The organism is Acetobacter malorum, from assembly GCF_001580615.1.
GTDB classification, from domain to species: domain Bacteria; phylum Pseudomonadota; class Alphaproteobacteria; order Acetobacterales; family Acetobacteraceae; genus Acetobacter; species Acetobacter malorum.
This window is the reverse complement of record NZ_LHZC01000047.1, coordinates 25060-48888: the sequence shown is the minus strand read 5'-3', so window position 1 is coordinate 48888 and position 23829 is coordinate 25060. Positions and strand designations below refer to the sequence as shown.

The 23829-nt window shown below is 59.7% G+C and carries 21 protein-coding genes, 1 other RNA gene and 1 pseudogene; 7 read left to right on the top strand and 16 right to left on the bottom strand.

Annotated elements, in window-relative coordinates:
* Positions 1 to 79 precede the first annotated feature (79 nt).
* Positions 80 to 565 (bottom strand): 30S ribosomal protein S9, encoded by a 486-nt coding sequence (gene rpsI, locus AD930_RS07050; protein WP_043549344.1) that lies wholly within the window; start codon positions 563 to 565, stop codon positions 80 to 82.
* A 5-nt stretch (positions 566 to 570) separates the two neighbouring features.
* The gene (gene rplM / locus AD930_RS07045; protein WP_025827672.1) at positions 571 to 1047 is read right to left on the bottom strand and encodes a 50S ribosomal protein L13; all 477 of its coding nucleotides are present in this window, start codon (positions 1045 to 1047) and stop codon (positions 571 to 573) included.
* Positions 1048 to 1268: 221 nt separating this feature from the next.
* On the opposite strand from rplM, the gene AD930_RS07040 reads away from it, so the two are divergent.
* The gene (locus AD930_RS07040; RefSeq protein WP_061505651.1) at positions 1269 to 2618 is read left to right on the top strand and encodes a hypothetical protein; all 1350 of its coding nucleotides are present in this window, start codon (positions 1269 to 1271) and stop codon (positions 2616 to 2618) included.
* 72 nt (positions 2619 to 2690) lie between these two features.
* Here AD930_RS07040 and AD930_RS07035 read toward each other — a convergent pair whose 3' ends face one another.
* The 5 genes from AD930_RS07035 to pstC form a co-directional block, all read right to left on the bottom strand.
* Positions 2691 to 3773, bottom strand: coding sequence for a retroviral-like aspartic protease family protein (locus AD930_RS07035; protein ID WP_061505650.1), 1083 nt, complete (start codon positions 3771 to 3773; stop codon positions 2691 to 2693).
* A gap of 71 nt (positions 3774 to 3844) precedes the next feature.
* A complete protein-coding gene (phoU, locus tag AD930_RS07030; protein WP_043549347.1) occupies positions 3845 to 4549 on the bottom strand; it encodes a phosphate signaling complex protein PhoU in 705 nt (234 codons plus the stop codon).
* A gap of 17 nt (positions 4550 to 4566) precedes the next feature.
* Positions 4567 to 5373, bottom strand: a complete 807-nt coding sequence (gene pstB / locus AD930_RS07025) for a phosphate ABC transporter ATP-binding protein PstB (RefSeq protein ID WP_061505691.1) — start codon at positions 5371 to 5373, stop codon at positions 4567 to 4569.
* A 20-nt stretch (positions 5374 to 5393) separates the two neighbouring features.
* Positions 5394 to 6278 (bottom strand): phosphate ABC transporter permease PstA, encoded by an 885-nt coding sequence (pstA, locus tag AD930_RS07020; RefSeq protein ID WP_061505649.1) that lies wholly within the window; start codon positions 6276 to 6278, stop codon positions 5394 to 5396.
* A complete protein-coding gene (pstC, locus tag AD930_RS07015) occupies positions 6275 to 7258 on the bottom strand; it encodes a phosphate ABC transporter permease subunit PstC (RefSeq protein ID WP_043549348.1) in 984 nt (327 codons plus the stop codon). The genes pstA and pstC overlap by 4 nt, the downstream gene beginning before the upstream one ends.
* 269 nt (positions 7259 to 7527) lie before the next feature.
* On the opposite strand from pstC, the gene ilvD reads away from it, so the two are divergent.
* Positions 7528 to 9396, top strand: a complete 1869-nt coding sequence (ilvD, locus tag AD930_RS07010) for a dihydroxy-acid dehydratase (protein ID WP_061505648.1) — start codon at positions 7528 to 7530, stop codon at positions 9394 to 9396.
* 62 nt (positions 9397 to 9458) lie between these two features.
* On the opposite strand, the gene AD930_RS07005 is transcribed toward ilvD, so the two are convergent.
* From AD930_RS07005 to AD930_RS06980, 6 genes are all read right to left on the bottom strand, one after another.
* A complete protein-coding gene (locus AD930_RS07005; RefSeq protein WP_061505647.1) occupies positions 9459 to 10610 on the bottom strand; it encodes an acyltransferase family protein in 1152 nt (383 codons plus the stop codon).
* Positions 10611 to 10744: 134 nt separating this feature from the next.
* Complete coding sequence (locus tag AD930_RS07000; RefSeq protein WP_061505690.1) at positions 10745 to 11482, bottom strand: hypothetical protein; 738 nt, start codon at positions 11480 to 11482, stop codon at positions 10745 to 10747.
* A gap of 578 nt (positions 11483 to 12060) precedes the next feature.
* Complete coding sequence (locus AD930_RS06995) at positions 12061 to 13044, bottom strand: quinone oxidoreductase family protein (RefSeq protein WP_061505689.1); 984 nt, start codon at positions 13042 to 13044, stop codon at positions 12061 to 12063.
* Positions 13045 to 13132: 88 nt separating this feature from the next.
* Positions 13133 to 14158 (bottom strand): FUSC family protein, encoded by a 1026-nt coding sequence (locus AD930_RS06990; RefSeq protein WP_231866729.1) that lies wholly within the window; start codon positions 14156 to 14158, stop codon positions 13133 to 13135.
* Positions 14159 to 14207: 49 nt separating this feature from the next.
* Entirely contained in the window at positions 14208 to 15773 is a 1566-nt protein-coding gene (locus AD930_RS06985; RefSeq protein ID WP_061505646.1) for a DegQ family serine endoprotease, read from the bottom strand.
* 86 nt (positions 15774 to 15859) lie between these two features.
* Positions 15860 to 16978 carry an OpgC family protein gene (locus tag AD930_RS06980; protein WP_244150521.1) on the bottom strand — a complete coding sequence of 373 codons (1119 nt, stop codon included), beginning with the start codon at positions 16976 to 16978 and terminating at the stop codon, positions 15860 to 15862.
* A gap of 281 nt (positions 16979 to 17259) precedes the next feature.
* Between AD930_RS06980 and AD930_RS06975 the strand changes: the two genes are divergently transcribed.
* The gene (locus AD930_RS06975; RefSeq protein ID WP_061505645.1) at positions 17260 to 18399 is read left to right on the top strand and encodes an Mrp/NBP35 family ATP-binding protein; all 1140 of its coding nucleotides are present in this window, start codon (positions 17260 to 17262) and stop codon (positions 18397 to 18399) included.
* 41 nt (positions 18400 to 18440) lie between these two features.
* On the opposite strand, the gene AD930_RS06970 is transcribed toward AD930_RS06975, so the two are convergent.
* The 3 genes from AD930_RS06970 to thyX all read right to left on the bottom strand — a co-directional run bounded on the left by AD930_RS06970 (position 18441) and on the right by thyX (position 20077).
* Positions 18441 to 18725, bottom strand: a complete 285-nt coding sequence (locus AD930_RS06970) for a hypothetical protein (RefSeq protein WP_061491892.1) — start codon at positions 18723 to 18725, stop codon at positions 18441 to 18443.
* Positions 18726 to 18879: 154 nt separating this feature from the next.
* The gene (locus AD930_RS06965) at positions 18880 to 19155 is read right to left on the bottom strand and encodes a hypothetical protein (RefSeq protein WP_061505644.1); all 276 of its coding nucleotides are present in this window, start codon (positions 19153 to 19155) and stop codon (positions 18880 to 18882) included.
* A gap of 10 nt (positions 19156 to 19165) precedes the next feature.
* Positions 19166 to 20077, bottom strand: a complete 912-nt coding sequence (gene thyX, locus AD930_RS06960) for an FAD-dependent thymidylate synthase (protein ID WP_043549365.1) — start codon at positions 20075 to 20077, stop codon at positions 19166 to 19168.
* A 217-nt stretch (positions 20078 to 20294) separates the two neighbouring features.
* On the opposite strand from thyX, the pseudogene AD930_RS18545 reads away from it, so the two are divergent.
* The 4 genes and pseudogenes from AD930_RS18545 to AD930_RS06940 form a co-directional block, all read left to right on the top strand.
* Positions 20295 to 20753, top strand: a pseudogene (locus tag AD930_RS18545) (HPP family protein); the annotation flags it as partial.
* 228 nt (positions 20754 to 20981) lie between these two features.
* Positions 20982 to 21313, top strand: a transfer-messenger RNA (tmRNA) gene (gene ssrA / locus AD930_RS06950).
* Between the two features lie 244 nt (positions 21314 to 21557).
* Entirely contained in the window at positions 21558 to 22106 is a 549-nt protein-coding gene (locus tag AD930_RS06945; protein WP_061505642.1) for an SspB family protein, read from the top strand.
* A gap of 42 nt (positions 22107 to 22148) precedes the next feature.
* Positions 22149 to 23804 carry a fumarate hydratase gene (locus AD930_RS06940; protein WP_043549367.1) on the top strand — a complete coding sequence of 552 codons (1656 nt, stop codon included), beginning with the start codon at positions 22149 to 22151 and terminating at the stop codon, positions 23802 to 23804.
* Positions 23805 to 23829: the final 25 nt, after the last annotated feature.

Here is a 23829-nt window from a genome sequence, read left to right as displayed (position 1 = left end):
CCAGAAAACAAAAAAGGCGGGAGAGGTTTCCCTCTCCCGCCTTTTTCTGACGTTGCTGTAAGCGGACGTCCTTGCCGGATCAGCGCTTGCTGAACTGGAAGGAACGACGTGCTTTGGCGCGGCCGTATTTCTTACGTTCAACCTGACGAGAGTCACGCGTCAGGAAGCCAGCAGCTTTCAGAATGCTGCGCAGGCCGGGTTCGTAGTGCGTCAGCGCGCGGCTGATGCCGTGACGAACAGCGCCAGCCTGACCGGACAGACCACCACCAACGACGGTGCAAACCACGTCGAACTGGTTGTAGCGGTCAGCCACCAGGAAAGGCTGCGTCAGCAGCATGCGCAGCACGGGGCGAGCGAAATACGTACCAACGGGACGACCGTTAACCGTGATGTCGCCTTTACCGGGCTTGATCCACACGCGAGCCACGGCGTCTTTACGACGGCCCGTTGCGTAGGAGCGGCCCTGCGCATCGCGTTTTACTTCATACACAGGGGCTTCCGGAGCCGTGGCAACCACGTCTTTCAGATCAGCCAGCGTGCCTGTACGTTCCTGAGTTTCAGACATGATGCTCAGCCTTTCTGCGCGTTAACGACGTTTTTGCGATTCATAGCCGCAACGTCCAGCTTCTGCGGCTGCTGGCCGTCATGCGGGTGCTCTGCACCAGCGTAGACGTGCAGGCTGCGCATCTGCTGGCGCTGCAGCGGACCACGGGTGATCATGCGTTCAACAGCCTTCACCACAACATGGTCGGGGTTCTTGCCACCCAGACGCTGTGCAATGGTGCGGGTCTTGATGCCGCCGGGGTAACCCGTGTGGTAGTGGAACAGCTTCTGACCAGCTTTGTTGCCCGTCAGCGCCACTTTTTCGGCGTTGATGACAACAACATGGTCACCACAGTCAACATGCGGGGTGAACTGAGCTTTGTGCTTGCCGCGCAGGCGGTTCGCGATGATGACGGCCAGACGACCCAGAGCGAGGCCTTCGGCATCGATCAGGATCCAGTTCTTCGTCACCTCCGCGGGTTTCAGCGAGAGGGTGGTCTTCATGAGAGTGTGATTCCGTTAAGACTATAAGCTTTGAAGATGGGCGCCTTATGCGTGCGCAAAAGCCCTTCGTCAAGAGCAATCGGCGTTCACCCCCGTAAAATCAACAGTTTTTCACACGGTAACATATTACCGCAACCAGACTTGCAGCACCCCCACCCGTGCATTACACGGGGAGATGCGTTGAAGACTTTCTTTGTAAAAACAAGCAGGATTCCTACCTGGTGAAGAAACATGTTCCTGTTACGGTTGCTGGTATTGCAGCCCTTGCCTGTGTTGGATGGCTGGCCGCGCGCCATGCCGAGCATGTTATGCTGGAAAAAAGCATCAACAGCTTCCGTCAGACCTTAGGGCCGGACGCATCCCTCACCTATAAAAAGGCATGGCCCGGCCTGCTGGGCCGGAGTGTGAAGTTTACCGCACTGGTATTCCGGCAGGGGCAGGAAAGCATTACGGCGGATGACGCGGAAATTTCCAAGGTCAGCACCACCGGGGATGACGCCAGACGAATCGGCCATCTGATCTTCCACAAGTTCCAGATGACAGACTCCTCCGGCAACCTGCGCATGGATGATCTGGCTCTGGATGGCGTAACACTGCCCACCAACGGGGATGACAAGCACGGCACACCGCCGCAGGGGCTGGAAATCAAGCATGTGGATGCCAGCAAGCTGCACGGCTTTATCAGCAGCCTGCAATCGGACATCTCGGCCACCCGCCTGACGGTGGATGATTACGGCAATGATGAAGCCTCACATCTGGACGCCCGAGACGTCCGGCTGGCCACCAATGTTGCACCGCAACGCCAGATCAGCGCCAAATCCGTGCTGGTGGACGGTGTGGATCTGGCCGGCCTTTATAATAACCTCACCTACAACATGCCTTATACGCCGCGTAACGGCGTACGGGACATTCAGGTGGACGGGCTGGCAATTGATGGCACAGGCCCGCTGATGCATGTCGCCAAAGTGTCTTCCCACGCGACCCATTCCGAGGCGTCAGAACAGGAAGTCTCAAGCGTTCAGGGGCTGGAACTGTGGCCCTCTGTGCCCAACCTCTCCCAGCTGCCCACGCTGGGCTATGACCATTTCCGTGGGTCGCTGGTGCTGAACCTGACGCATGACTACAAAGCCGAAAAACTGCACATCGACACATTTAGTCTGGATGCCCCCGATATGGGCCGCCTGACGCTGGATGGTGACTTCAGCGAGGCCAATACCCTCGCCCTGCTCTCTGCCGGTGCGGCCGATATGCAGGTGATGAGCATGAACCTGTCCTACAAGGACCACGGGCTGGTGCCGAAAGTGCTGGCAAACTCCGCCAGAGCGCGTGGCGTGACGCCGCAAGAGTTCACAACCTCCCTCCAGACCGATCTGGTCCCGCAGGGGAGTGACCCGAACGCGCCCGTGCCGCAGTTTATCAGCTATCTGGCCCATCCGGGCAGTGGCCCACTGACCGTCACGCTGCGCCCGCAGCAGCCGGTGCCGCTGATGGCCATTGCCGCCAGCCTGAGCATGCTGCCCTCAGCCCCGCAGATCGCACAGCAGCTGGGCCTGACGGTTCACGCCCCTTAACGTCTGCCTGAAAGGGCCTGTCAGATTAACCTGAGACAGACCCTTTCGCGCCCGACGCGATGCCTCAAAACCTTACGGTGTGGGAGCTGGTGAAACTGTGACGGGTGCGCCAGCAGGCGTGCTGGCCGCAGGTACACTCCCCGGGGGAGCCGCGTCCTTCAGCGAAATACGGGGGAAGGGCGCGGACAAAGGCACTGCCAGTTCGCCCCCCGCTCCCGGCGCATTTTTCGGCTTGATACGCAGGTCAAACGTATGATCCTGCTCCGGTGGCCTCAGGCGCTGAATATAGAGTTGCTCATGCCGGTAGGACACCCATACCCGGTTGTGCCGCAGGAAATCCGCCCCCAGCAGCGCGTAGCCGTCCGTTTCAATGGGTGAGATGCCAAGCAGCGGATTGGGATACAGCTCATCACCTATCTGCAGGCTGGCAAAACGGTGCAGATGGCTGCCAACTTTGCTTTTCCCTGTGACACCGCTCGATGTGAAGGTGATATCCTGCGCAAGGTCGTTCTTTGAAACGCCTGCTTTCCGGGCCTGAGACGGCAGCACGGACGTGTGCCAGGCACCACTGTCCAGCATGGCGTCAATCTTCTTGCCGTTCAGGCGTATGGTCGTGCCGATGCGCAGCCCATTCGTCCCCAGATGATACCAGTCGAGCTTTGAAGACGGCCCTTCCCACGTAGGCGTCGGAGTTTTGCACGCGCTGAGCTGGTAGAGCGCAATCTTTCCGCCGGGCAGGTCGAACATCACATCATAAGAGTGCAGAAAGTCCGCCCCAAACAGCCCGACCACTGGCCGGCCCGCAATTGTGCCGCCAAAAGAGCGTTTGGCCTGCGTCAGATAGACTTCACCACTCGTGCCGGACCCCAGCCCCATCTTGTCCGCCTGCATGACGGGGGAGAACATTTCTCCCGTCACGCCGCTGATATTGAGGACGTGCCCGGTATCCACGAGGCCGAAATTTTTGCTGGCCTCTTCCGAAATCATGGAGATATCGGCCCCGCTATCCACAATCATCGCGGCATCATGCCCGTTGATTGTGACCCCAACGATGGGGGAGCCAAATTTATTCAGAACGGGGAGGTCCCCCAGAGTCGAGACCTGACACACCCCGTTCTGTTCTGCACAGCCGGCCAGCGCCAAAAGAGACACCATGCCGATCCAACCTGATTTATGCACGCCCTGCCCTTCTCTCAGTCTGCACGGCAGGACGCACTCAGGTCGCCTCAGCCGCTCTTTTTTGCGGCCCCGCCACGCGGACGCAGCGCGGGAAGCATTTCCCCCGTTACCGCGTAATAAACACGCTCGGCAATATTGGTGGCGTGATCGCCAATACGTTCTAAATTTTTAGCCACGAAGAGCAGATGAATACAGGGGCCGATCTTGCGCGGATCTTCCATCATATACGTCACCAGCTCACGGAACATGGCGGTATAGAGTTCATCAATGGCCGTATCAGAGCCCCAGACCTGCATGGCGCATTCGCTGTCATTATTGACCATGGCCTCAATGGCGCTGTGCAGGTTTTCCTGCACCAGCCGCGCCATGTTGCGCAGCGCACCAAAAGACAGCGCACCATCCAGCGGTTCCACCTTCAGCGCCCGGCGGGCAATGCTGGAGGCGTAATCTCCGATACGCTCGAAATCGCCGGTGATTTTCAGCACGGCAATAATCACACGCAGGTCAACCGCCATGGGCGCACGCAGGGCCAGAATGCGGATGGCAAGGCTTTCCGCCTCGCGCTCCAGAGCATCCACTTCCACATCCAGCTCGGGCGGTTCCAGAGCGGCTTCTTCATCCTGATCCACCACGGCGGCAATAGCCCGCGCCGTCTGGCGTTCCACCAGACCACCCATGCGGGCCACCAGCCCACGCAGACGGTCCAGCTCCTGATCATATCGGGTGACGGTATGCGCGGGTTCGTTCCCCATGAGTGTGTCCTCCCTGTTCAGCCAAAGCGGCCGGTAATGTAATCCTGTGTACGGCTTTCACGCGGGGCGGTGAACATCCGCGCCGTGCTGTCTACTTCCACCAGTTCACCCAGATAGAAGAAGGCCACCTGATCCGCACAGCGGGCGGCCTGCTGCATGTTATGCGTGACGATAGCGATGGTGAACTCGGTTTTGAGTTCATCCAGCAGTTCCTCAATGCGCGCGGTGGAGACCGGGTCCAGCGCACTGGTCGGCTCATCCAGCAAAATCACTTCCGGGCGCACGGCAATGGTGCGGGCAATGCACAGGCGCTGCTGCTGGCCGCCGGACAGTGCGGTAGCGGAGGCCTGAAGACGGTCCTTCACCTCCGGCCACAGGGCCACGCGGCGCAGGGCATCTTCTACCCGCCCGTCCATTTCAGACCGGGACACACGCTCATGCAGGCGGATGCCGAAAGCGATGTTGTCATAGATCGACATGGGGAACGGCGTGGGCTTTTGAAACACCATACCCACGCGGGAGCGCAGGGCGTTCAGGTCCAGCCCGCTGCCCAGAATGTTCTGGCCGGAGAACAGCACTTCACCCGTGGCGCGCTGGCCCGGATAGAGGTCATACATCCGGTTCAGCACCCGCAGCAGGGTGGATTTCCCGCAGCCGGACGGGCCGATCATCCCCGTTACGCTCCGCTCGGGAAAGCCCAGCGTAATGTTATGCAGCGCGTGGGTCTTGCCGTAATAAAAATCCAGATTGTTCACCTGGATGGCAATCGGGCGACCTGACACCGCAGAGGCTGATGCCTCCGCCGCCACATCAGCCGAGGGCATAGCCTGCATGGTGTTCTCGTTCATGTCCGTCCTCCGCGGATGCCAACCCGCACCACAATATTAATAATGAGCACACCGACTGTAACCAGCAGAGCACCAGTCCATGCCTGCTGCATCCAGTCCTGATAAGCGGAGCCTGCATACTGATAGATAGCCACCGGAAGGCTGGCCATCGGCCGCCGCATATCCAGAGACCATTCGGAATTCCCCAGCGAGGTGAACAGCAACGGCGCTGTCTCCCCCGCAACACGGGCAATGGCCAGCAGCACACCGGTCATGATGCCGCCGCGCGCGGCCCGCACGCAGATAAACAGAATAACACGCCATTTGGCGGCCCCCAGCGCAATGCCAGCCTCACGCATGGAGACGGGCACAAGCCGCAGCATGTCTTCCGTCGTGCGCACAATAATCGGCATGGCCATGAGTGAGAGCGCTGCCGCACCGGAAAAGCCGGAGAAGTGACCAAACGGCTCAACCAGCACCATGTAGATAAACAGGCCGATGAGAATGGACGGTGCAGAAAGCAGCATGTCCGACACAAACCGCACAGTGCGGGCCAGTTTGGTGTTCGCCCCGTATTCCGCCAGAAAAATGCCTGTCAGCAGACCAGCAGGCGCACCCAGCAGAATGGACAAACCCGTTTGCAGCAAACTGCCGACAATAGCGTTAGCCAGACCGCCACCTGCCCCCGGAGCCCCCATGGAATGGGTGAACAGGGCGAGCGTGAGACCCGGCAAGCCGTTTTTAAGCAGCGTCCAGAGAATGGAGCCAAGCACAAACACCACAATCAGCATGGCCAGCCAGCTCATGCCGGTTGCCAGCTTGTCGATCATCTTGCGGCGCAGAGCCAGAACGCCGGACCGCTGAGGCCGGTCTGCGGTCTGCGAGACTATCGGACGCGTCATGAGCGTTTTCCTGCGCGTGCTTCACCCCGGGCCAGAAAAATGCGGGACACCCAGAGGGTCACAAAGGAAATTGCCATCAGGATAGCCCCCAGCGCCATCAGCGAGGACAGCTTGAGGCTGCCTGCCGGGCTTTCCGGAAATTCCAGAGCAATCAGCGAGGCAATGGTGTTGGCTGGTGCAAACAGGGACCAGCCAATGTGGTTACTGTCACCAATGACAAAGGTCACCGCCATGGTTTCCCCCATGGCGCGGCCCATGCCCAGCACAATGCCACCCACAACACCCTGCCGGGACCAGGGCAGCACAACCTGGCGCATCACTTCCCAGCGGGTTGCGCCCAGCCCGTAAGCGCTCTCACGCAGTACGGTCGGCATGGAGACAAAGACATCACGCATCACGGCGGTAATGGACGGCACGACCATAACGGCCAGCACCAGTCCGGCTGTGAGCAGACCCGTGCCAAACGGTGCGCCGCTGACCAGCGCAGACAGCACGGGCACATGCCCAAACATGTGGCGGGCGGTCGGCTGCACGTAATGCGCCATGACCGGCACCAGCACAAAAAAGCCCCACATGCCGAAAATGATGGACGGAACAGCCGCCAGAAGCTGCACCGCCATCCCAATAACGGATGAAATGGCGGGCGGTGCGAGCGCCGTCAGCCAGAAGGCAGTGCCAAAGGCCAGCGGCACGGCAATCACCAGCCCCAGAAAACTGCTGGCCAGCGTGCCGAACACCGGAGCCACAGCCCCAAAATGCTGGGTGACCGGGTTCCAGATGGCCGTGACAAAAAAGCTTGGCCCAAAAGTGGAAAAGGCTTTCCACCCCCCTGTGACCATAACGGTGATGATGGCGCCCAGCACAATAAGCACGCTGATGCCTGTCAGAACGACCAGCGTTCTGAACAGGGCATCCCCATCCCATCGCCGGGTTATCTGAGGCGGTTCAGCCTGTGTGGGCTGCTCTGCGGTTCCGTCCATCTGCACTCCGTTCCGATCTACAGGTCGGGATGGGGGAGCAATACTGAACCCCCCGGCTGCCTGCAACCAGAGGCACCCACAATCTCCCCCATACGCAACAAATGTCATGAAACTGTAGTACTTTTACACCGAATATGTCCGCCACCCCTTCCCCACACCCTGACACAGCCCCACTTATGGCGTAGGATGCGCGCCCGCATTGTCGGCCTGCCTGAGACTGGGCCGTTCATTTCTACCCTTTTGTTGTATTGACCAGAGAGACCCCCGCAATGGCCGGTTACCGTTCCCGCACCACCACCCATGGCCGCAACATGGCTGGCGCACGCAGCCTGTGGCGCGCCACAGGCATGAAGGATTCCGACTTCGGCAAGCCGATTATTGCCGTCGCCAACTCCTTCACGCAGTTTGTGCCCGGCCATGTGCACCTTAAGGACATGGGCCAGCTGGTGTGCGAAGCCATTGCGGAAGCCGGTGGCATTGGCCGCGAGTTCAACACCATTGCAGTGGATGACGGCATTGCCATGGGCCATGGCGGGATGCTTTACAGCCTGCCCTCGCGTGAGCTGATTGCGGATGCCGTAGAATATATGGTCAACGCACATTGTGCGGATGCGCTGGTGTGCATCAGCAACTGTGACAAAATCACTCCCGGCATGCTGATGGCCTCCATGCGGCTGAACATCCCGGTGATTTTTGTCTCCGGTGGCCCGATGGAAGCAGGCCGCGTCACGCTGGATGATATTGAACAGCGGGCCGACCTTGTGACGTCCATGGTCGCCGCCGCCAACCCGAGCGTGAGCGAAGAGGATTCGCAGGCCATTGAACGCTCCGCCTGCCCGACCTGCGGCTCCTGCTCCGGCATGTTCACCGCCAATTCCATGAACTGCCTGACCGAAGCCCTCGGCCTTTCCCTGCCCGGCAACGGCACGCTTGTGGCCACGCATGCCGCACGGCGCGAACTGTTTGTGGAAGCAGGCAAACGCATTGTGGATCTGGCCCGCCGTTACTACGAGCAGGACGACGCCAGCGTGCTGCCGCGCAGCATTGCCACCATGAAGGCATTTGAAAACGCGATGTCTGTTGATATCGCCATGGGCGGGTCTACCAACACCGTTCTGCATCTGCTGGCCGCAGCGCATGAGGGCGAAGTGCCCTTCACCATGCAGGATATCGATCGCCTGTCCCGCAAAGTGCCGCATCTGTGCAAGGTCTCCCCGTCCCGCCCGGATGTGCATATGGAAGACGTGCATCGGGCTGGCGGCATCCCCGCCATCATGGGCGAACTCGACCGCCTCGGCCTGCTGCATAACGAAATCCCGATGGTCCATGCCCCGTCTCTGAAAGACGGTCTGACTGCATGGGACATCCGCTCTGCTGACGGTGCCAGCAACACCAACGCTCGTGACTTCTTCCGCGCGGCCCCCGGTGGCGTGCGCACCACGCAGGCGTTCTCTCAGGCCAGCCTGTATAAGGAGCTGGATACGGATCAGGACAACGGGGCCATTCGTGATGGTGCCCATGCCTATAATCAGGATGGCGGTCTGGCTGTGCTGTATGGCAATCTGGCCGAAGACGGTGCGATTGTGAAAACTGCCGGTGTTGCTGCCGGTCTTGAAACCTTCTCTGGCCCGGCTCGTATTTTTGAAAGTCAGGATGACGCCGTTTCCGCTATTCTGAGCGACAAAATCAAAGCGGGCGATGTGGTCGTCATCCGGTATGAAGGCCCCAAAGGCGGCCCCGGCATGCAGGAAATGCTCTACCCGACCAGCTACCTGAAATCCAAAGGGCTGGCCGAAAAATGCGCCCTGATTACCGATGGCCGCTTCTCCGGGGGCAGCTCGGGCCTGTCCATTGGCCATATCTCCCCGGAAGCAGGGGAAGGTGGCGTGATTGGTCTGGTGGAAGAAGGTGACCGGATTGAGATCGACATCCCCAACCGCCGGCTGTCCGTTGCTGTAGCGGATAGTGAACTCTCCGCCCGGCGTGAGCGGATGGATGACAAGGGTGATGCCGCATGGCAGCCGAAACGCGACCGCGTTGTGTCCACCGCCCTGAAAGCCTACGCAGCCCTCACCACCAGCGCCGCCCGTGGCGCAGTGCGTGATCTTGGGCAGTTAACCCGCCGCGTGCCGCGCTAAAACTTAAGTCTCACCCTTAAGACTTCGGGAGGAGGATGTGTTCCGGCCTCCTGAGGGCTTCTTTACCGCGCTCTGATAAAGCGTTGAAAGAAAGCCCTCATCCTGCGCTCTGCCGGATACGACAAAAACCGATCCGTCGCGTATCCCAGCAACCATGCGCCGCCCAGAGCAACGGGGTAACAGCCCCACGCTGCACGCTCTGAAAATCCAGCTCCCTGATAGGCCTGCACGAGACACAGCACTATGAACATATGGGTCAGATAGACCTCATAGCTCATCAAGCCAAATGACCGGAGCCACGCAAACGCTTTGTACTGAAACAGCGCGCCCCAGCCTTTTGAAAACGCAATCAGCAAAGCAGCCACACTCAGGGTCAGGCCGAGAGTCATATCATCCGAGATAGATGGCGGCACAAAAAACGGCAGGACACAGGTCAGAAGGAGGATCGCAGCGCCTGACCAGCCCAGAGCAGGCACCCAGAGCCGCTTGATCCGGTCCGACCGGGCGACAAGAGCCGCCGCCACACCCGCAGAGAGCGCAGACGCCCCGGGGATATACGCCTTATGGCGGCAGATCTGAGACTCTCCTGCCATTGCGTGCATGGCAAAAGGCAAAGCAAACGCCGCCACCCCGAAAAGGACACTCTGCCATTTTTCAGACCGCGGTAGGCTCAGACAAAGGACTGGGAAGACAAGATAGAACATTTCCTCAATCGAGAGGGACCACAGGACATCCCAGTTTGCAGGAAGGTACCCTGTTAAACATTCATACTTATTCAGATACATTCCAAAAGCTGAGCACAGAGCAGCAGTCAGACTCTGGTCGGGCCTGTCAATTACAAACCCTTGCACGCCCCTGATATCCAGCACGACAAGGATACTGAGCAACACCAGCAAACAGGGCACAATGCGCGCAAAACGCCGGGCGTAAAAAGACGGAAGCTGACTCTGCGGCAAACTCCCCCAGCGCCTGATAATTCCGGACGTAATCAAAAAACCGGACACAACAAAAAACGCAAAAACACTGTGGTAGCCCTGATGCGTTATAAACCGCAGCACCCCATACGGCAGAAAATCTGCCAGGCTGGTTTTTGTGAGCGGAAGCCGGATCGCAACATGGTTCAGAATAACCAGAACAATCGCCAGCCCGCGCAGAACATCAATCCCTGCATTTCTTTGGTGGATCTTTGGAGGGGAAAGGGGTGCGCTGGTCATTCATCACAGTTCCATTCAAAACAGTTCGATACTGTAATAAGGAATCTGGTGAATTGATGGCGCTGGGTCCTCAAATAAAAAAGGCGCCCCAAACGGGACGCCTTTTCTGTAAGCGCTGAGAAAAATCAGAGACGTTACTGAGCCGGAGATACTGCCGGGGCAGACACAGCTGGTGCTGCGGGAACGGCAGGAGCCGCGGGAACACCCGGTGCAGCCGGAACTGCAGGCACGGCCGGAACCGTTGCAGCGGCACCAGCAGCAGCGTTGGCCGCATCAGCCGGAGCCTGAACCGCAGCGTTCGGGTCCGCTGCCGGAGCAACCGTGTCGTTCAGGATGACGTAGGAAATGGATTCCGTGCGGGTGATGTCGATAACATCGCCAACCTTCAGCGTTGCCATGAAGTCCTGCATCGCCTTAATGCGCAGCACGGCAATGTGAGACTCACCATCCGTCGTCACGAAGGACAGGGTGTGGGTCGTAAGGTCAATGCTCTGCACAGTTGCGCGTTCACGGCGGAAAGCTGCAATCACGCCGCGCGGGTGGCCATGCACGTAGCCTTTGGCGGTCGTCAGCGTGGATTCCGGCAGGGGGCTGTCCGGCGGGGCAATCTCTGCACCCAGCGTTTCTACAAAGCGGATGCTCAGCTTGTCGCCCGCATTCACATGCGGCAGATCGCGCACGGCAGAACCGTATTCGATGGTGATGAGGTGACCATTGGCTTCACGCAGCAGAAGCTCACGGGCATCATGGTCGACAGTTTCCACAACAGCCTTGGCAGACTGGTTTTTGAGCAGAACAGAAGCCTGCGCATGGGCTGCTGACGGCAGACCAGCAGCAACAACGCCGCCAACTGTCAGCGCACATGCAGCCATGGACCCTGCAGCCAGAGAAGCAAGACGGGAGACGATAGGATGCAACGCCCTTATCCTTTCTTAAATCAGTCTGACAACACAGGGATGCAGACAGCAGTTACACTGAATTTAGTCTGATACAGAGCCGGCACCATAACACAACCCGTTGCCAGCACATTGCTCTACCTCAATGGAGCGTTGGCAGCCCCTGCCCTTTCAACCGGGCATAAAAAAAGCCCGTCCGGCTTGCACCGGGCGGGCTTTGGGTCTGGCCATGTCTGGTCAGAAAATCAGATTTAGCCGCAGCATTTTTTCTTGCGGAAGAAATAAACCGCCGCAGCAACCAGGCCAGCAATCAGCAGACCGCGCATACAGGGGGATTTCGGGCACTTTACCGGACATTTCGGCATATCAGACTATCCTTGCATTCTTTTTCGCCCACCCGATGTGCCGGGCAGACGTCTCAATCTAACCGATCCGCGGCACTCCGTCATGCGCTAACAACCGCATGCCAGCGCCATCACGCGCACCTCTTTAAAAAACGCCCTCGGCACCCCATCGTTCCCGGTTCATGCAGGCCGGAAGCCGCAAGACACCGTTTACGGCAGCAGAATGGTGCTGCCAGCAGTCTTGCGCGACTCCAGAGCCCGATGGGCCTCAGCGGCCTCCGCCAGCGCAAAACGCTGCCCGATGGAGGGCCGCAACACCCCCTGCTCCAGCATGCTGAACAGGGCGGCGGCTGAGGCCTGAAGCTCGGATTTGTCCGCGATATAGGTCATCAGAGAAGGCCGGGTGAGATAGAGGCTGCCATGCGCGCCTAATGTCCCCACATCCACACCTGTCACCGGGCCGGACGCATTGCCGTAGCTCACCATCAGGCCACGCGGTGCCAGACAGGACAGGCTGGCCTCAAACGTATCCCGCCCGATGCTATCATACACCACCGGCAGCATGGCGCCGTCTGTCAGCTCCCGCACGCGCTGGGGCAGGTTATCCGTGCCCACCAGCACCTCCGCCGCACCGCAGGCGCGGGCCAGATCAGCCTTTTCCTGCGTGGAGGTTACGCCGATCACCCGTGCGCCCAGATGTTTGCCCCACTGGCAAAGCAACTGCCCGACCCCTCCGGCGGCGGCATAAACCAGAATAGTCTCACCCTTGCGCACCGGATAAACCTGCCGAAGCAGCATGTGCGCGGAAAGCCCCCGCAGGGTCACGGCGGCGGCCGTCTCGCATGACACATTTTCCGGCAACACAACCAGACGATCAGCCGCAATGGTCCGATACTGCGCATACCCGCCCCGCACCCCGGCATAGGCCACGCGCATTCCGGGTTTGAGGTCCGTTACATCCGGCCCCACGGCCTCAATCACGCCCGCCCCTTCCATTCCCGGAATGGCAGGCAGAGACGGAAATTTATAAAGGCCGGAGCGGAAATAGGTATCAATGAAGTTGACGCCAATCGCCTCCTGCCGCAGCAGGACTTCCCCAGCACCCGGCGTGGGCACGGGCAGGTTTTCCACCTTCAGCACATCCGGGCCGCCTGTTTCATGCACGCGGATAACGGTGTTGGTTTCATCACTCATGGCAAAATACTCCCTGTGCTGAAAAAAAGCCTCAACCGGGCCTGAGTTCGTCAAACCCTGAAAGATTTATCCTGCCCTTCAGGCAGCCTCAGGCTTTTTTGGTGTCGTCTTCGGCCAGAAGCTGGATCAGGGTTTTCAGGTCCGTGCGGAGAACGCCCATGACGAAACCCATGATTTCCTCACCCTGCGCGCCATCATCCGGCAGCGCCGTAATCACCCCGGCTGCCACGCGATATTCCTCACCCGTGCGGGACACAACCTCGCTCTCGCAGCGCTGGATAATCCAGTCAAACGCCCGCATCAGGGCGGGGCTGAGCGGGTCCGTCGCCTCGTCCTTCCCCTGCACAGGCTGATGCTCGGCCAGCAGAACAGCACGGGTGACCACCAGCGCATCCATCTGCAACTGCCGCAGGGCCTTGGGCAGTTCCGCCAGCATGGGGTCCCGTTTTTCCAGCGGTCGCCAGTGTTCACGCCGCGCTTCCTCCACCGCACTCTGCACCTTGCGCAGGGAGGCCACGCTGGCGTCATTCAGATCCTGAATCTGCGCCCAGTCCATCTCATGATTGTGGGCCTGCGTCAGCATCTCGACAATCTGGCGCACGGTGGTCGCGGCATTGCGGAAGGCATCCCGCCGCGCCTGCTCGTGCAGCACAACGTAGGTCACCAGCATGGAAACCCCCACGCCCATCAGAATGGACAGCACGCGCTCAACCGGCAGCAGGTAGGGGTCATTCGGCGTGGCAAACAGGGTGGCGATCATCAGCGTGACCACCCCCATCCGCGTGCCCGGCTTCCAGGAGGCCAGAATGGCCAGCGGCACAAAGGCGATCGCAAAGGATTCCCAGAGCGGCCAGTGGTACAGCATGAGCGTGATGGGCAGAATGCTGGCCGCAGCCCCGATCAACGTGCCAACAAGCTGATACCGCCCGCTGGACAGCGTTTCCGTAATACTGCTCTGGGTGACAATCACTGAAGTAATCAGCGCCCAGCCCGGCTCCTGTAGATTGGTGATCCACGTCACAAATCCGCACAGCCCAACAGATACCAGAAGCCTGATAGTCTGCCGGACAACCGGGTTGCCCAGCCATGGGGCAGACAAAATTTTAAAATGCATCAAAAGCCCGCTCTGCTTTTACAAGACCGGCAGAAAACGCAGAACCGGCTCAGGGGGTGTCCTCACCATTCAGTGGGAACGGCACCCAGCGCAGGCCATCGGCATCATGCACCAGCAGCAGCACGGATTTCTTGTGGGCTTTCTGCGCGTCTTCAATCCGTTTTTTGAGGTCTGCCGGGCTGGTCACTTCCGCCTGCTGAACCTCCGTCACCACATCGCCTTCACGCAGGCCACGATCAGAGGCCAGACCACCGTCCTTCACGGAGGTGACGAGCACCCCTTTCTGGCCAGACGGCAGGCTGTATTTCTGGCGGGCGGCTGCATCCAGCGGCCCGACTGAGAAGCCGAGCTTGGAGAGGCTGACTTCCGCCGCCCCTTTGGGGGTTGCAGCGGGCTTGGCTTCCGGCTCGGCTGCCGGTTCCGGCAGCATCCCGATAGTCACCGGTACATCCACCATTTTACCGTGACGCCACACACCAAGATGCGCCACCGTACCCACCGGCAACTGGGCGGACAGGCGCGGGAGTGCCTTGCCTTCAATAGACTGGCCATCCAGCGTCTGGATCACATCACCTGTCTGGAGTTTGGCTTTGGCGGCAGGGCCGTCTTTTTCCACACCGGCCACCAGCGCACCGCGCGCCGGGCTCAGGCCCAGACCATCCGCAATATCCTGCGTCACGTTCTGAATACGCACACCCAGCCAGCCGCGAGAGACTTTCCCGGTTTTGCGGAGCTGTTCCAAAATCCCGCGCGCCTCATTGGCCGGAATGGAGAAGCCAATCCCCACAGAGCCGCCAGACGGCGAGTAAATGGCCGTGTTCACGCCGATGACGTTGCCGTCCATATCAAACAGCGGGCCACCGGAGTTGCCTTTGTTGATGGGCGCATCCGTCTGGATGAAGTCATCATACGGGCCCTGATCAATATTGCGCCCGCGTGAGGAAATGATCCCCGCCGTTACCGTGCCAGACAGGCCGAACGGGTTGCCAATGGCCAGAACCCAGTCCCCTACCCGGCGCTTATCGCTATCCCCAAAATGGACAGCGGGCAGCGGCTTCTTGCTGTCCACTTTCAGCAAGGCCAGATCGGTCCGGTCATCATGCCCTACGGCGCGGGCGGTCAGCACCGTATTATCCTGCAGCGTGACCGTAATCTTGTCCGCATGGCGAATGACGTGATTGTTCGTCACGATATAGCCCGCCGGATCGATAATGAAGCCGGAACCCAGCGCCTGCATGCGGCGCGGCGGCGCGTCCGGGCTGCTTTGGCGGTTCATAAAGTCGTGAAAGAATTTCTCAAAGGGTGAGCCCTGCGGGAAGTTTGGCATCTGGGGGAGCTGGTCATCCCCGCCATCGCCATCCTCATCGTCCTCATCAGAGCCGCTTTTGACGGTCTGCGTGGTGGAGACGTTGACAACGGCAGGCAGCAACTTAGCGGCCAGATCGGCAAAACTGTCGGGCGCGCCGTTCAGCCGCCCCGCAACCGGAGCCGCCGCCTGAGGTGCTGCCGCCAGAGCAGCCCCCTCCGCAGCCCATGCAGCAACCGGGCCGGAAACCCCCGCCAGCAGCAGGCAGGACAGAGAACCGGCACAAAGGAGATGACTGGACAGGCGCATGGGCGACAATACTCTCAAACGTCAGAAATCACATCGGACCTTAGTCTATCGCACGATCCTGTTCCACCGTCAGCCTGTTTCGAACATCAGGCTGGCCGCGTAGCCCGCTGGCGTTTGCGGTAACCGTCCAGCCAGGCGGCCAGAGCGAACAGAATGCTCAGGCCCGCCACATTCACGACAATCTGCAACAGCCAGCCATCCCCAAACGTGCTGAACAGCAGGCGCGCGTACAGATCCAGCACCGTGCCCACCACAAAAATTTCCAGTGAGTGCCGCCCCACGCGGGCCAGAAGCTGGCCGGTCCGGCTTTCTGCCGCCCATTTACGCGCCGCAGCAGAGGACTGCACCAGATAGAAAATGGCCATTACATCCAGCAGGCGCAGGGGCGAGAGCCAGCTTTTTTCCGGCATGATCATTGTGCCAAACGGCCGCAGATCCGGCAGCCCCCACTGTGCCCAGGGAAAGGCCTGCAGGGCGGAAAACACCAGATACAGCACACAGCATCCGGCCAGAATGTCCAGACGCGGGAAGTCCGCTCCGCGCCGCTCTGTCTCAGCAGACGCAGACGCCCCAAGCGCGAACAGGAACTGCCAGGCAAACGGGTTGAAATACCAGCCATCCGGGTCCAGCCAGTTGGGCAGGTTCAGCCCGGGGTCCAGATTGACCAGCATCCACAACGCACCGGACAGCAGAAGTGCGAGAGAACGATGGATGCGCATCAGCACATAAAACAGCGGAAAGCCGCCCAGAAGGATGATATAAAGAGGCAGAATATTCAGGTTGCTGGGGAGTGCATCAAACATCATGACGCGCCAGACCCAGCTAAGGCCATGTGCGAGTTCCGGCTCCAGAAAATCTACCGGCACCAGTGTATAGTGCCGCCAGGCCCGAACCGTGATGACATAGACCATCACCATAATGGTCTGCCCGATGTAAAGCTGCACACACCGGCGGAAAATGCGCCCCAAACAGACGGCCACGCCATATTTCCGAAAGCCGCGCCCATAGGCCAGCCATGACGCATAGCCTGCCAGCAGAACAAAGATTTCCGCCGCATCGGCAAAGCCGATATTCCGCATGGTAAAACGGTTGAGCAGATTTTGCGGAATGTGGTCCACAAACATCATCAGCAGGGCCACGCCCCGCATGGCGTCAATCCGATGGTCCCGCACGGAGCGGGCCACAGGTGGAGCGGACTGAGGCATGGCTGGGGGCGGGACCGGTTTTTCCAGGGTGGACGGATCGTGCGGCATGGCGCTCATAATAACGGATCGGCCCCTTTTTCCATCAGACTCTGGCGCACTCCAGATATTGGGCGACCATTTCCTTCTTTACGCGCACCGAATTCCTGAAAAAAGCGTCAAAACGATGGGGACCGCAAAACAGCACCCGCTCTTCCCCCTTGACGGCAGGAGCCTCATGCTGTTGCCAACAGGGCAACAGGCCTCTTGTGCCGCAGAGACAGCCAGAGTCAGGACGAAAAACAGTGGTACACTCTTCTCCCCTCAATCATGATGACGTTGCCCGTGTGCTGGATTCCGTACGGGATGCGCAAACAGGCCACTCCCTGCTGGCCCTGAGCAAGCTGGATGGCTTCCGGCTGGAAGAGGGGCGATTGAGTGTTGCGCTGGCTGTCAGCAAGGAGCAGGCCGCCACCCTCGCCCCGCTGTGCAACGAGGCCAAACCCGCGCTGGAAAAACTGCCGGGTGTGCAGACGGCCACCGTCATTCTCACTGCGCATCGTGCGCCTTCCGCACCCGGCGCAGCCCCCTCCGCCCCGGCACGGCCCAAAGCCGGAGGCGGCGGGCATCGTCCGTTTGGCGGCCCCGCCCCGGCCCCGGACGCACCCGTGCTGCCGAATGTGAAAGCCATTATCGCCGTAGCCTCCGGCAAGGGTGGCGTGGGCAAATCCACCACGTCCACCAATCTGGCCATTGGTCTGGCGCAGGAAGGGCTGCGCGTGGGCTTGATGGACGCCGATATTCACGGCCCTTCCCTGCACCGCATGCTGGGCACGGAAGCCAAGCCGGAAGTGCGGGAAGGCCGCCTGCAACCCATGCAGGTGTGGGGCCTGAGCGCTGTGTCCATCGGCATGCTGGTGGATGAAAAGCAGGCCATGATCTGGCGTGGCCCGATGGTGATGGGCGCCATCAATCAGTTTCTGACAGACGTGGACTGGGGCCCGCTGGATGTGCTGGTGGTGGACATGCCCCCTGGCACGGGGGACGCCCAGCTCTCCCTGATGCAGAAAGTACCGCTGGCCGGAGCGGTGATTGTCTCCACCCCGCAGGATATTGCTCTGATTGACGCCCGGCGCGGTGTAAGCATGTTTGAGAAAATGAAGGTCCCTGTTCTCGGCCTGATTGAGAACATGTCCTACTTCTGCTGCCCGAACTGCGGCCACCACACGGAACTGTTTGGCCACGGCGGCGCGAAGAAGGAAGCTGAGACCATGGGTGTGCCCTTCCTTGGGGAAGTGCCGCTGCTGGCGGATATCCGCTCTACAGGGGACGCCGGAACCCCGATTGTGGCCAGCGCGCCGGAAAGCGAAGGCGCTAAAGCCTTCCGCCGCATTGCTCAGGCCACGGCGGCTGCCCTCAAAGACAAACTCACCACGGCAGGCTGACTCTCTACGAGGCGGGTCCGCCCGCCTCACCCCGGCCAGCCTCAGTGCTTTTTAGCAGGCGCTTTTTTACCGCTGGCCGGTTTATTATCGAAAAACGCGCGGCACTTCGGGCTCAGCTTGTCCTTCTTGCGCTCCATGCAGGCGGTAATCTTCTTTTCATTGGGGATTGCCAGCGCGCAGAGCTTGAGCGCATCGCCCTTGCAGGCTTCCGTCTGTTGCTGGCGCAGAGAATCCTCTGCATGGGCCGGAGTCAGCGTGCCGAGCAGCGCCGCGCCACCTGCGGCCAGACAGAGCGTGCGTAAAAATTTTGATGATAAAATAGACATCTCACTGCAATCCATCTTCTGTACAAAAAAGCCCGTCAGCCGCCAGAAACGATGACATTTATGACGATACAGAAGAGTGCTGCCGCGCCACTACACCTCATCCCGAGAGGCTGACCTGCACAGAAAGCAAGGAACTTGACGATTCTGTCAAATTTTAGTGAAGGCAGAGTGTCTTATGGCTATCCGGCCCCTGTGTTTCACACACATGCAAATGCTGGGGTTTCATATCCTTAGGGGCTGTAAAAAACAGATACGCCCACACACCCACCAGCAAGGCCGCCACCACAATAAAAGGGGTGAAGTTTGGCAGCCGTTCGGACGGCGGACGTAGCCCTTTCAGGTCATCCGACGTCGCCAGAAAGGGGGAGGATGCTGGCTTCGCGCCCTCATCCTCTACAAACGGTTCGTCGTGGAATGAAGGGTCCTTCATTGGCTGGGAATCAGCCTTTCAGGACCGCCATCATTTCATCCCACTCGCGCTTGCTCAGGCCAGAGCCGGCCTGTTCTACCTGCTCACCCGCCAGCATGCGGCGGACAATTTTCAGCATCCCGGCAGAGAACGTCACCGCACCGCGACGATAATCCTCAAATGCTGCCGCCGTCTGCGGCACCCAGGCGTGCAGGATTTTCAGCATGGCTTCCGCATAGACGCGGATTTCATACTGCGCGTGCGGGTCCAGCCGCAGGGCCAGAAAGTGCATCAGGTTGTGCAGGTCAATCTTCCAGTACCACTGGGTATAGGTGTTGACCGTCAGATTGATGCGCGCCAGCTCACGGGCCAGACCGTAGCCGTCCCCTTCCGTGCTCAGCATCGTCTCATAATTGCGGTAGGTGCGGATGGCGTCATCTCGCAGGATATCCATCACCGCTGCCGCATCATCCGGAGCCAGCACATCGCCACGGCCCTGACGATTCACCGCACTCTGGGAGGCCATGTGTTCCGGCGCGGGGATATAGAATTCGCTGTCGAGAATCGAATAGCGGGCAGAATATTCATTCACGCTGGCCATGCGGTGACGGATCCACTGCCGCGCCACAAAAATCGGCAGTTTGACGTGGAATTTCATCTCGCACATTTCAAACGGCGAGGAATGGCGATGCCGCATCAGATAGCGGATCAGCCCCGCATCTTCAGACACCTTGCGGGTGCCGCGCCCGTAGGACACACGCGCTGCCTGCACAATGGCGGAATCATCCCCCATATAGTCAATAACCCGCAGGAACCCGTGGTCGAGCACTTCCTGCGGTTCATAGAGCATGGCCTCCAGTGCCGGCACCGTGGGGCGGCGAGTGGAGCTGGTTTCTTGGGCGTGCGCCGCAATTTCGGCGCGTTGGGCATCGGTCAGTGACATGCCTTCTCCCTAGCGCAAAATGCTCTGGGCGAAAATGCCTGATCTCACGCAACAGCGGTCTGACGCACCCTCATAAGAGAAATTTATCATCCAATAATGATGTTCAATTAGACAGCATCAGGCAGAGTATGACACGCAGGCAGAGAAAGCACAGATCCCTTTACCATTAATAAAAAAACAAGAATAATTATAACGAAGTCGAACGGATACTTCAGGTATGGGTCAATTCTTCTCCTCCCTGCTGCCGTTTACGGCACGGGGCGGCTACACGTCTTTCCTCTCTCTGGCTGTTGGCCTTGGGGCCGTCTGCGGGATTCTTGCCAGTCTGGCGCTGACAGGCCTGATCGTGCCCTCGGCTCTCCCCGCCATTGTTGCCCCCATCGGCGCATCGTCCGTTCTGGTTTTTGCTGTTCCGGCAAGTCCGCTGGCAAAACCGTATGCCGTTATCATGGGAAATGGCGTGTCTGCCGCAATCGGGGTGCTGGTCAGCATCGCCATCCCGCATCAGATGCTTGCTGCGGGGCTGGCTGTCGGGCTGGCCATTATGGTGATGACTGCGACTCGCTCACTCCACCCGCCCGGCGGGGCCGCAGCCTTAACAGCGGTTTTACTCCATCCCTCTTCCGCGGGGCCGACTGCCGCCCTCCTGTTTCCGCTGGTGCCAGTTGGGCTTAATTCGATCATTCTGGTCTGTGTCGGCATAGCATTTCACCAGCTTTCAGGCCGCAGCTACCCCCATCATGCCGTGCCCGCTTCACCCCCGGCGGAAACAGCAACCGGCTTGCACCGCGAAGATATTCTCGCGGCACTGCATAAAACCGGGGAAGCCTTCGACATTGAACCCGAAGATCTGGAACGCCTGCTCACGCTGGCGGAAGGGAACAGGGAAGCGCGCCTGTTCTCCGCTCTTGCAATCCGCCCTTGCGCTCCTTATGTTCAACAGTGCCGGAGGGGCTTGCCCCTTGGCTATGGTGATAAACGGAACGTGGAATAATCGTTGTGGACCCGGGGGCAGTACCCGGCGTCTCCACCAATACAATCCGGCCTCACGGCTCGGACGGATGGGGACGAAACAGGCTCGACACGCGTGGTAAAGACCTTCCTTTTGCCCGGCATTGTACCGCCGTTATCGGGCTAAACTTACAAGTGCCAATGATAACACTGAGGTGCTCGCTGTCGCTGCATAAGCGATAAGCGCGGTTCGGGAGGGCACCGGGCAACAGAAGCCCTCCCACTTTACAGCCATGAGATGAGCCGGACTCAGCCCTTACAGTCCCGCATCCGGCAAAACCCCAAAAAGCCCCAGTCCCGCACGGGTCAAGCATAGTTGATCGTCATCCGGCAGACCCTTCGGCCTCCTGCCGTGTTGCAGAATCATAACTTGCCGCCTTGCACTTCCCCACTCTTTCACGCATGGCTGACGGTAGAGTGATATTCAAGACGTCGGCACGTCCAACCGGCGCGAGCGAGGAGAGCTTTCATGGCGGATGACCACGATAACACCCCGGAAAATGGCGCTTTTCCGCCCGAAAGCCTGCTGCCTTATGAAACATGGCTGGAAGACGCCTATCGCGGCGTGATGCTGAGCGCGCTTGAGTATGTGAGCCGTGAAGGCCTTGCGGGCGAACATCACTTTTACCTGACATTCCGCACGGACGTGCCCGGCGTGGTGATCCCCGATCGTCTCCGCGCGCAGTATCCGCATGAGATGACCATCGTGCTGCAGCACCAGTTCTGGGACCTGAACGTGGACCGCGCTGCGGGCAAGGTCTCTGTCGGTCTGTCCTTTGGCGGAGCGGGCTCCATTCTGGAAATTCCCGTGCGCGCCTTTACCGGCTTTGCGGACCCCTCCATCCATCTCAGCCTGCATTTCATGGCAGCAGAACCGGAAGAAGAGTCAGCGCCCGAACCAGAGGCCACCCCGGCCCCATCGGCAGAGAAAGAGGCTGAAGGCTCAGCGGAAAGTGACACCTCCTCACAGGTTGTCAGTCTTGACGCCTTTCGTAAGAAGGGGCCATCACCCGGTTAAGCCCCACTTTTCGGGGCAGGCCGACGGAGAGTTCAGCACATCATGACCAGCCAGCCCCCTCGCCCCCCGGTACCCGCCTTCACCTATTCCCCCATTTTCCCGCTGGGGGAGGACACAACGTCCTATCGGAAGGTGGATATCGCCGGTGTCAGCACATCGGAATGCTGCGGAAAGACCATCCTGCACATCACGCCGGAAGCTCTGACGGAGCTCACGGCGCAGGCCTTTCATGAAGTCGCGCATTATCTGCGCCCTGCCCACCTCAAACAGCTCGCCAGCATCCTCAAGGACCCCGAAGCCTCGGACAATGACCGCTTCGTGGCGCTGGACCTGCTGAAAAACGCTGGCATTGCCGCAGGCGGCGTGCTGCCCATGTGTCAGGACACCGGTACCGCCATTGTCTTTGGCAAAAAAGGCCAGCGCGTGTGGGTTGAAGGTGATGAAGAAGTCGCGTTCTCCAAAGGCGTGTATGAAACCTACACCCGCACCAGCCTGCGTTATTCGCAGATGGCGCCCCTCAGCATGTTTGAGGAAAAGAACACCGGCACCAACCTGCCCGTGCAGTGCGATATTTTCGCCAGCCCCGCCACGCATCATGATGAACAGTTTGACCTGATGTTTGTGGCTAAGGGCGGCGGCTCAGCCAACAAGACCTTCCTGTTTCAGGAAACCCGCGCCCTGCTCGGCTCCGAGCAGAAGCTGCTGGACTGGCTGGACGTGAAGATCAAAACCCTCGGCACATCCGCCTGCCCGCCCTACCATCTGGCCATTGTAATTGGCGGTATGTCCGCCGAGCAGACGCTCAAGACCGTCAAGCTGGCCTCCACCCACTGGTATGACAGCCTGCCCACCAGCGGCAGCATGACCGGCCATGCCTTCCGGGATGTGGAGATGGAGCAGAAGGTTCTGGAACTCACCCGCAAGCTGGGCATTGGCGCACAGTTTGGCGGCAAATATTTCTGCCATGATGTCCGCGTGATCCGCCTACCCCGCCACGGGGCCTCCCTGCCGGTGGGCATGGGCGTGTCCTGCTCGGCAGACCGGCAGATCAAGGCCCGCATCACGGCGGACGGCTTCTTTCTGGAAGAGCTGGAGCATGACCCGGCTCGCTTCCTGCCGGAAACCACGGATGAGCATCTGGAAGGCGAGGCGGTGAAAATCGACCTCAATCGCCCGATGGATGAAATCCGCAAAGAGCTTTCCCGCTATCCGGTCAAAACCCGCCTTGCCCTCACCGGCACAGTGGTTGTGGCGCGTGACATTGCCCACGCCAAATTCCGGGAACGGCTGGAACGTGGTGAAGGCCTGCCGCAGTATCTGAAAGACCATCCGGTTTATTACGCTGGCCCCGCCAAAACGCCGGAAGGCATGGCAACCGGCTCCTTCGGCCCGACCACAGCCGGACGCATGGATTCCTACGTGGCTGAACTTCAGGCGGCGGGCGGGTCTTACATCATGCTCGCCAAGGGCAACCGCTCCAAGGCTGTGAAGGATGCCTGCCAAACCTATGGCGGCTTCTATCTCGGCTCTGTTGGCGGCCCGGCAGCACGGCTGGCACAGGACTGCATCCGCAAGGTTGAAGTGCTCGAGTATCCCGAACTGGGTATGGAAGCCGTGTGGAAAATTGAGGTTGAGGACTTTCCCGCCTTTATTGTTATCGACGACAAGGGGAATGACTTCTACGCTGAACTCAGCTGAACACTAAAGGAGCTGTGTTGACCTC

Coding starts and splice junctions, on each gene's coding strand:
- pstB (WP_061505691.1), bottom strand. CDS start 5,373: ATGCCCTCGGCTGATGTGGCGGCGGAGGCATCAGCCTCTGCGGTGTCA.
- rpsI (WP_043549344.1), bottom strand. CDS start 565: ATGTCTGAAACTCAGGAACGTACAGGCACGCTGGCTGATCTGAAAGAC.
- AD930_RS07000 (WP_061505690.1), bottom strand. CDS start 11,482: ATGGCTGCATGTGCGCTGACAGTTGGCGGCGTTGTTGCTGCTGGTCTG.
- phoU (WP_043549347.1), bottom strand. CDS start 4,549: ATGGGGAACGAACCCGCGCATACCGTCACCCGATATGATCAGGAGCTG.
- ilvD (WP_061505648.1), top strand. CDS start 7,528: ATGGCCGGTTACCGTTCCCGCACCACCACCCATGGCCGCAACATGGCT.
- AD930_RS06945 (WP_061505642.1), top strand. CDS start 21,558: ATGGCGGATGACCACGATAACACCCCGGAAAATGGCGCTTTTCCGCCC.
- AD930_RS07035 (WP_061505650.1), bottom strand. CDS start 3,773: ATGGTGTCTCTTTTGGCGCTGGCCGGCTGTGCAGAACAGAACGGGGTG.
- pstC (WP_043549348.1), bottom strand. CDS start 7,258: ATGGACGGAACCGCAGAGCAGCCCACACAGGCTGAACCGCCTCAGATA.
- AD930_RS06995 (WP_061505689.1), bottom strand. CDS start 13,044: ATGAGTGATGAAACCAACACCGTTATCCGCGTGCATGAAACAGGCGGC.
- AD930_RS06990 (WP_231866729.1), bottom strand. CDS start 14,158: ATGCATTTTAAAATTTTGTCTGCCCCATGGCTGGGCAACCCGGTTGTC.
- rplM (WP_025827672.1), bottom strand. CDS start 1,047: ATGAAGACCACCCTCTCGCTGAAACCCGCGGAGGTGACGAAGAACTGG.
- AD930_RS07005 (WP_061505647.1), bottom strand. CDS start 10,610: ATGACCAGCGCACCCCTTTCCCCTCCAAAGATCCACCAAAGAAATGCA.
- AD930_RS06980 (WP_244150521.1), bottom strand. CDS start 16,978: ATGCCTCAGTCCGCTCCACCTGTGGCCCGCTCCGTGCGGGACCATCGG.
- AD930_RS06965 (WP_061505644.1), bottom strand. CDS start 19,155: ATGAAGGACCCTTCATTCCACGACGAACCGTTTGTAGAGGATGAGGGC.
- AD930_RS06940 (WP_043549367.1), top strand. CDS start 22,149: ATGACCAGCCAGCCCCCTCGCCCCCCGGTACCCGCCTTCACCTATTCC.
- AD930_RS06985 (WP_061505646.1), bottom strand. CDS start 15,773: ATGCGCCTGTCCAGTCATCTCCTTTGTGCCGGTTCTCTGTCCTGCCTG.
- pstA (WP_061505649.1), bottom strand. CDS start 6,278: ATGACGCGTCCGATAGTCTCGCAGACCGCAGACCGGCCTCAGCGGTCC.
- AD930_RS06970 (WP_061491892.1), bottom strand. CDS start 18,725: ATGTCTATTTTATCATCAAAATTTTTACGCACGCTCTGTCTGGCCGCA.
- thyX (WP_043549365.1), bottom strand. CDS start 20,077: ATGTCACTGACCGATGCCCAACGCGCCGAAATTGCGGCGCACGCCCAA.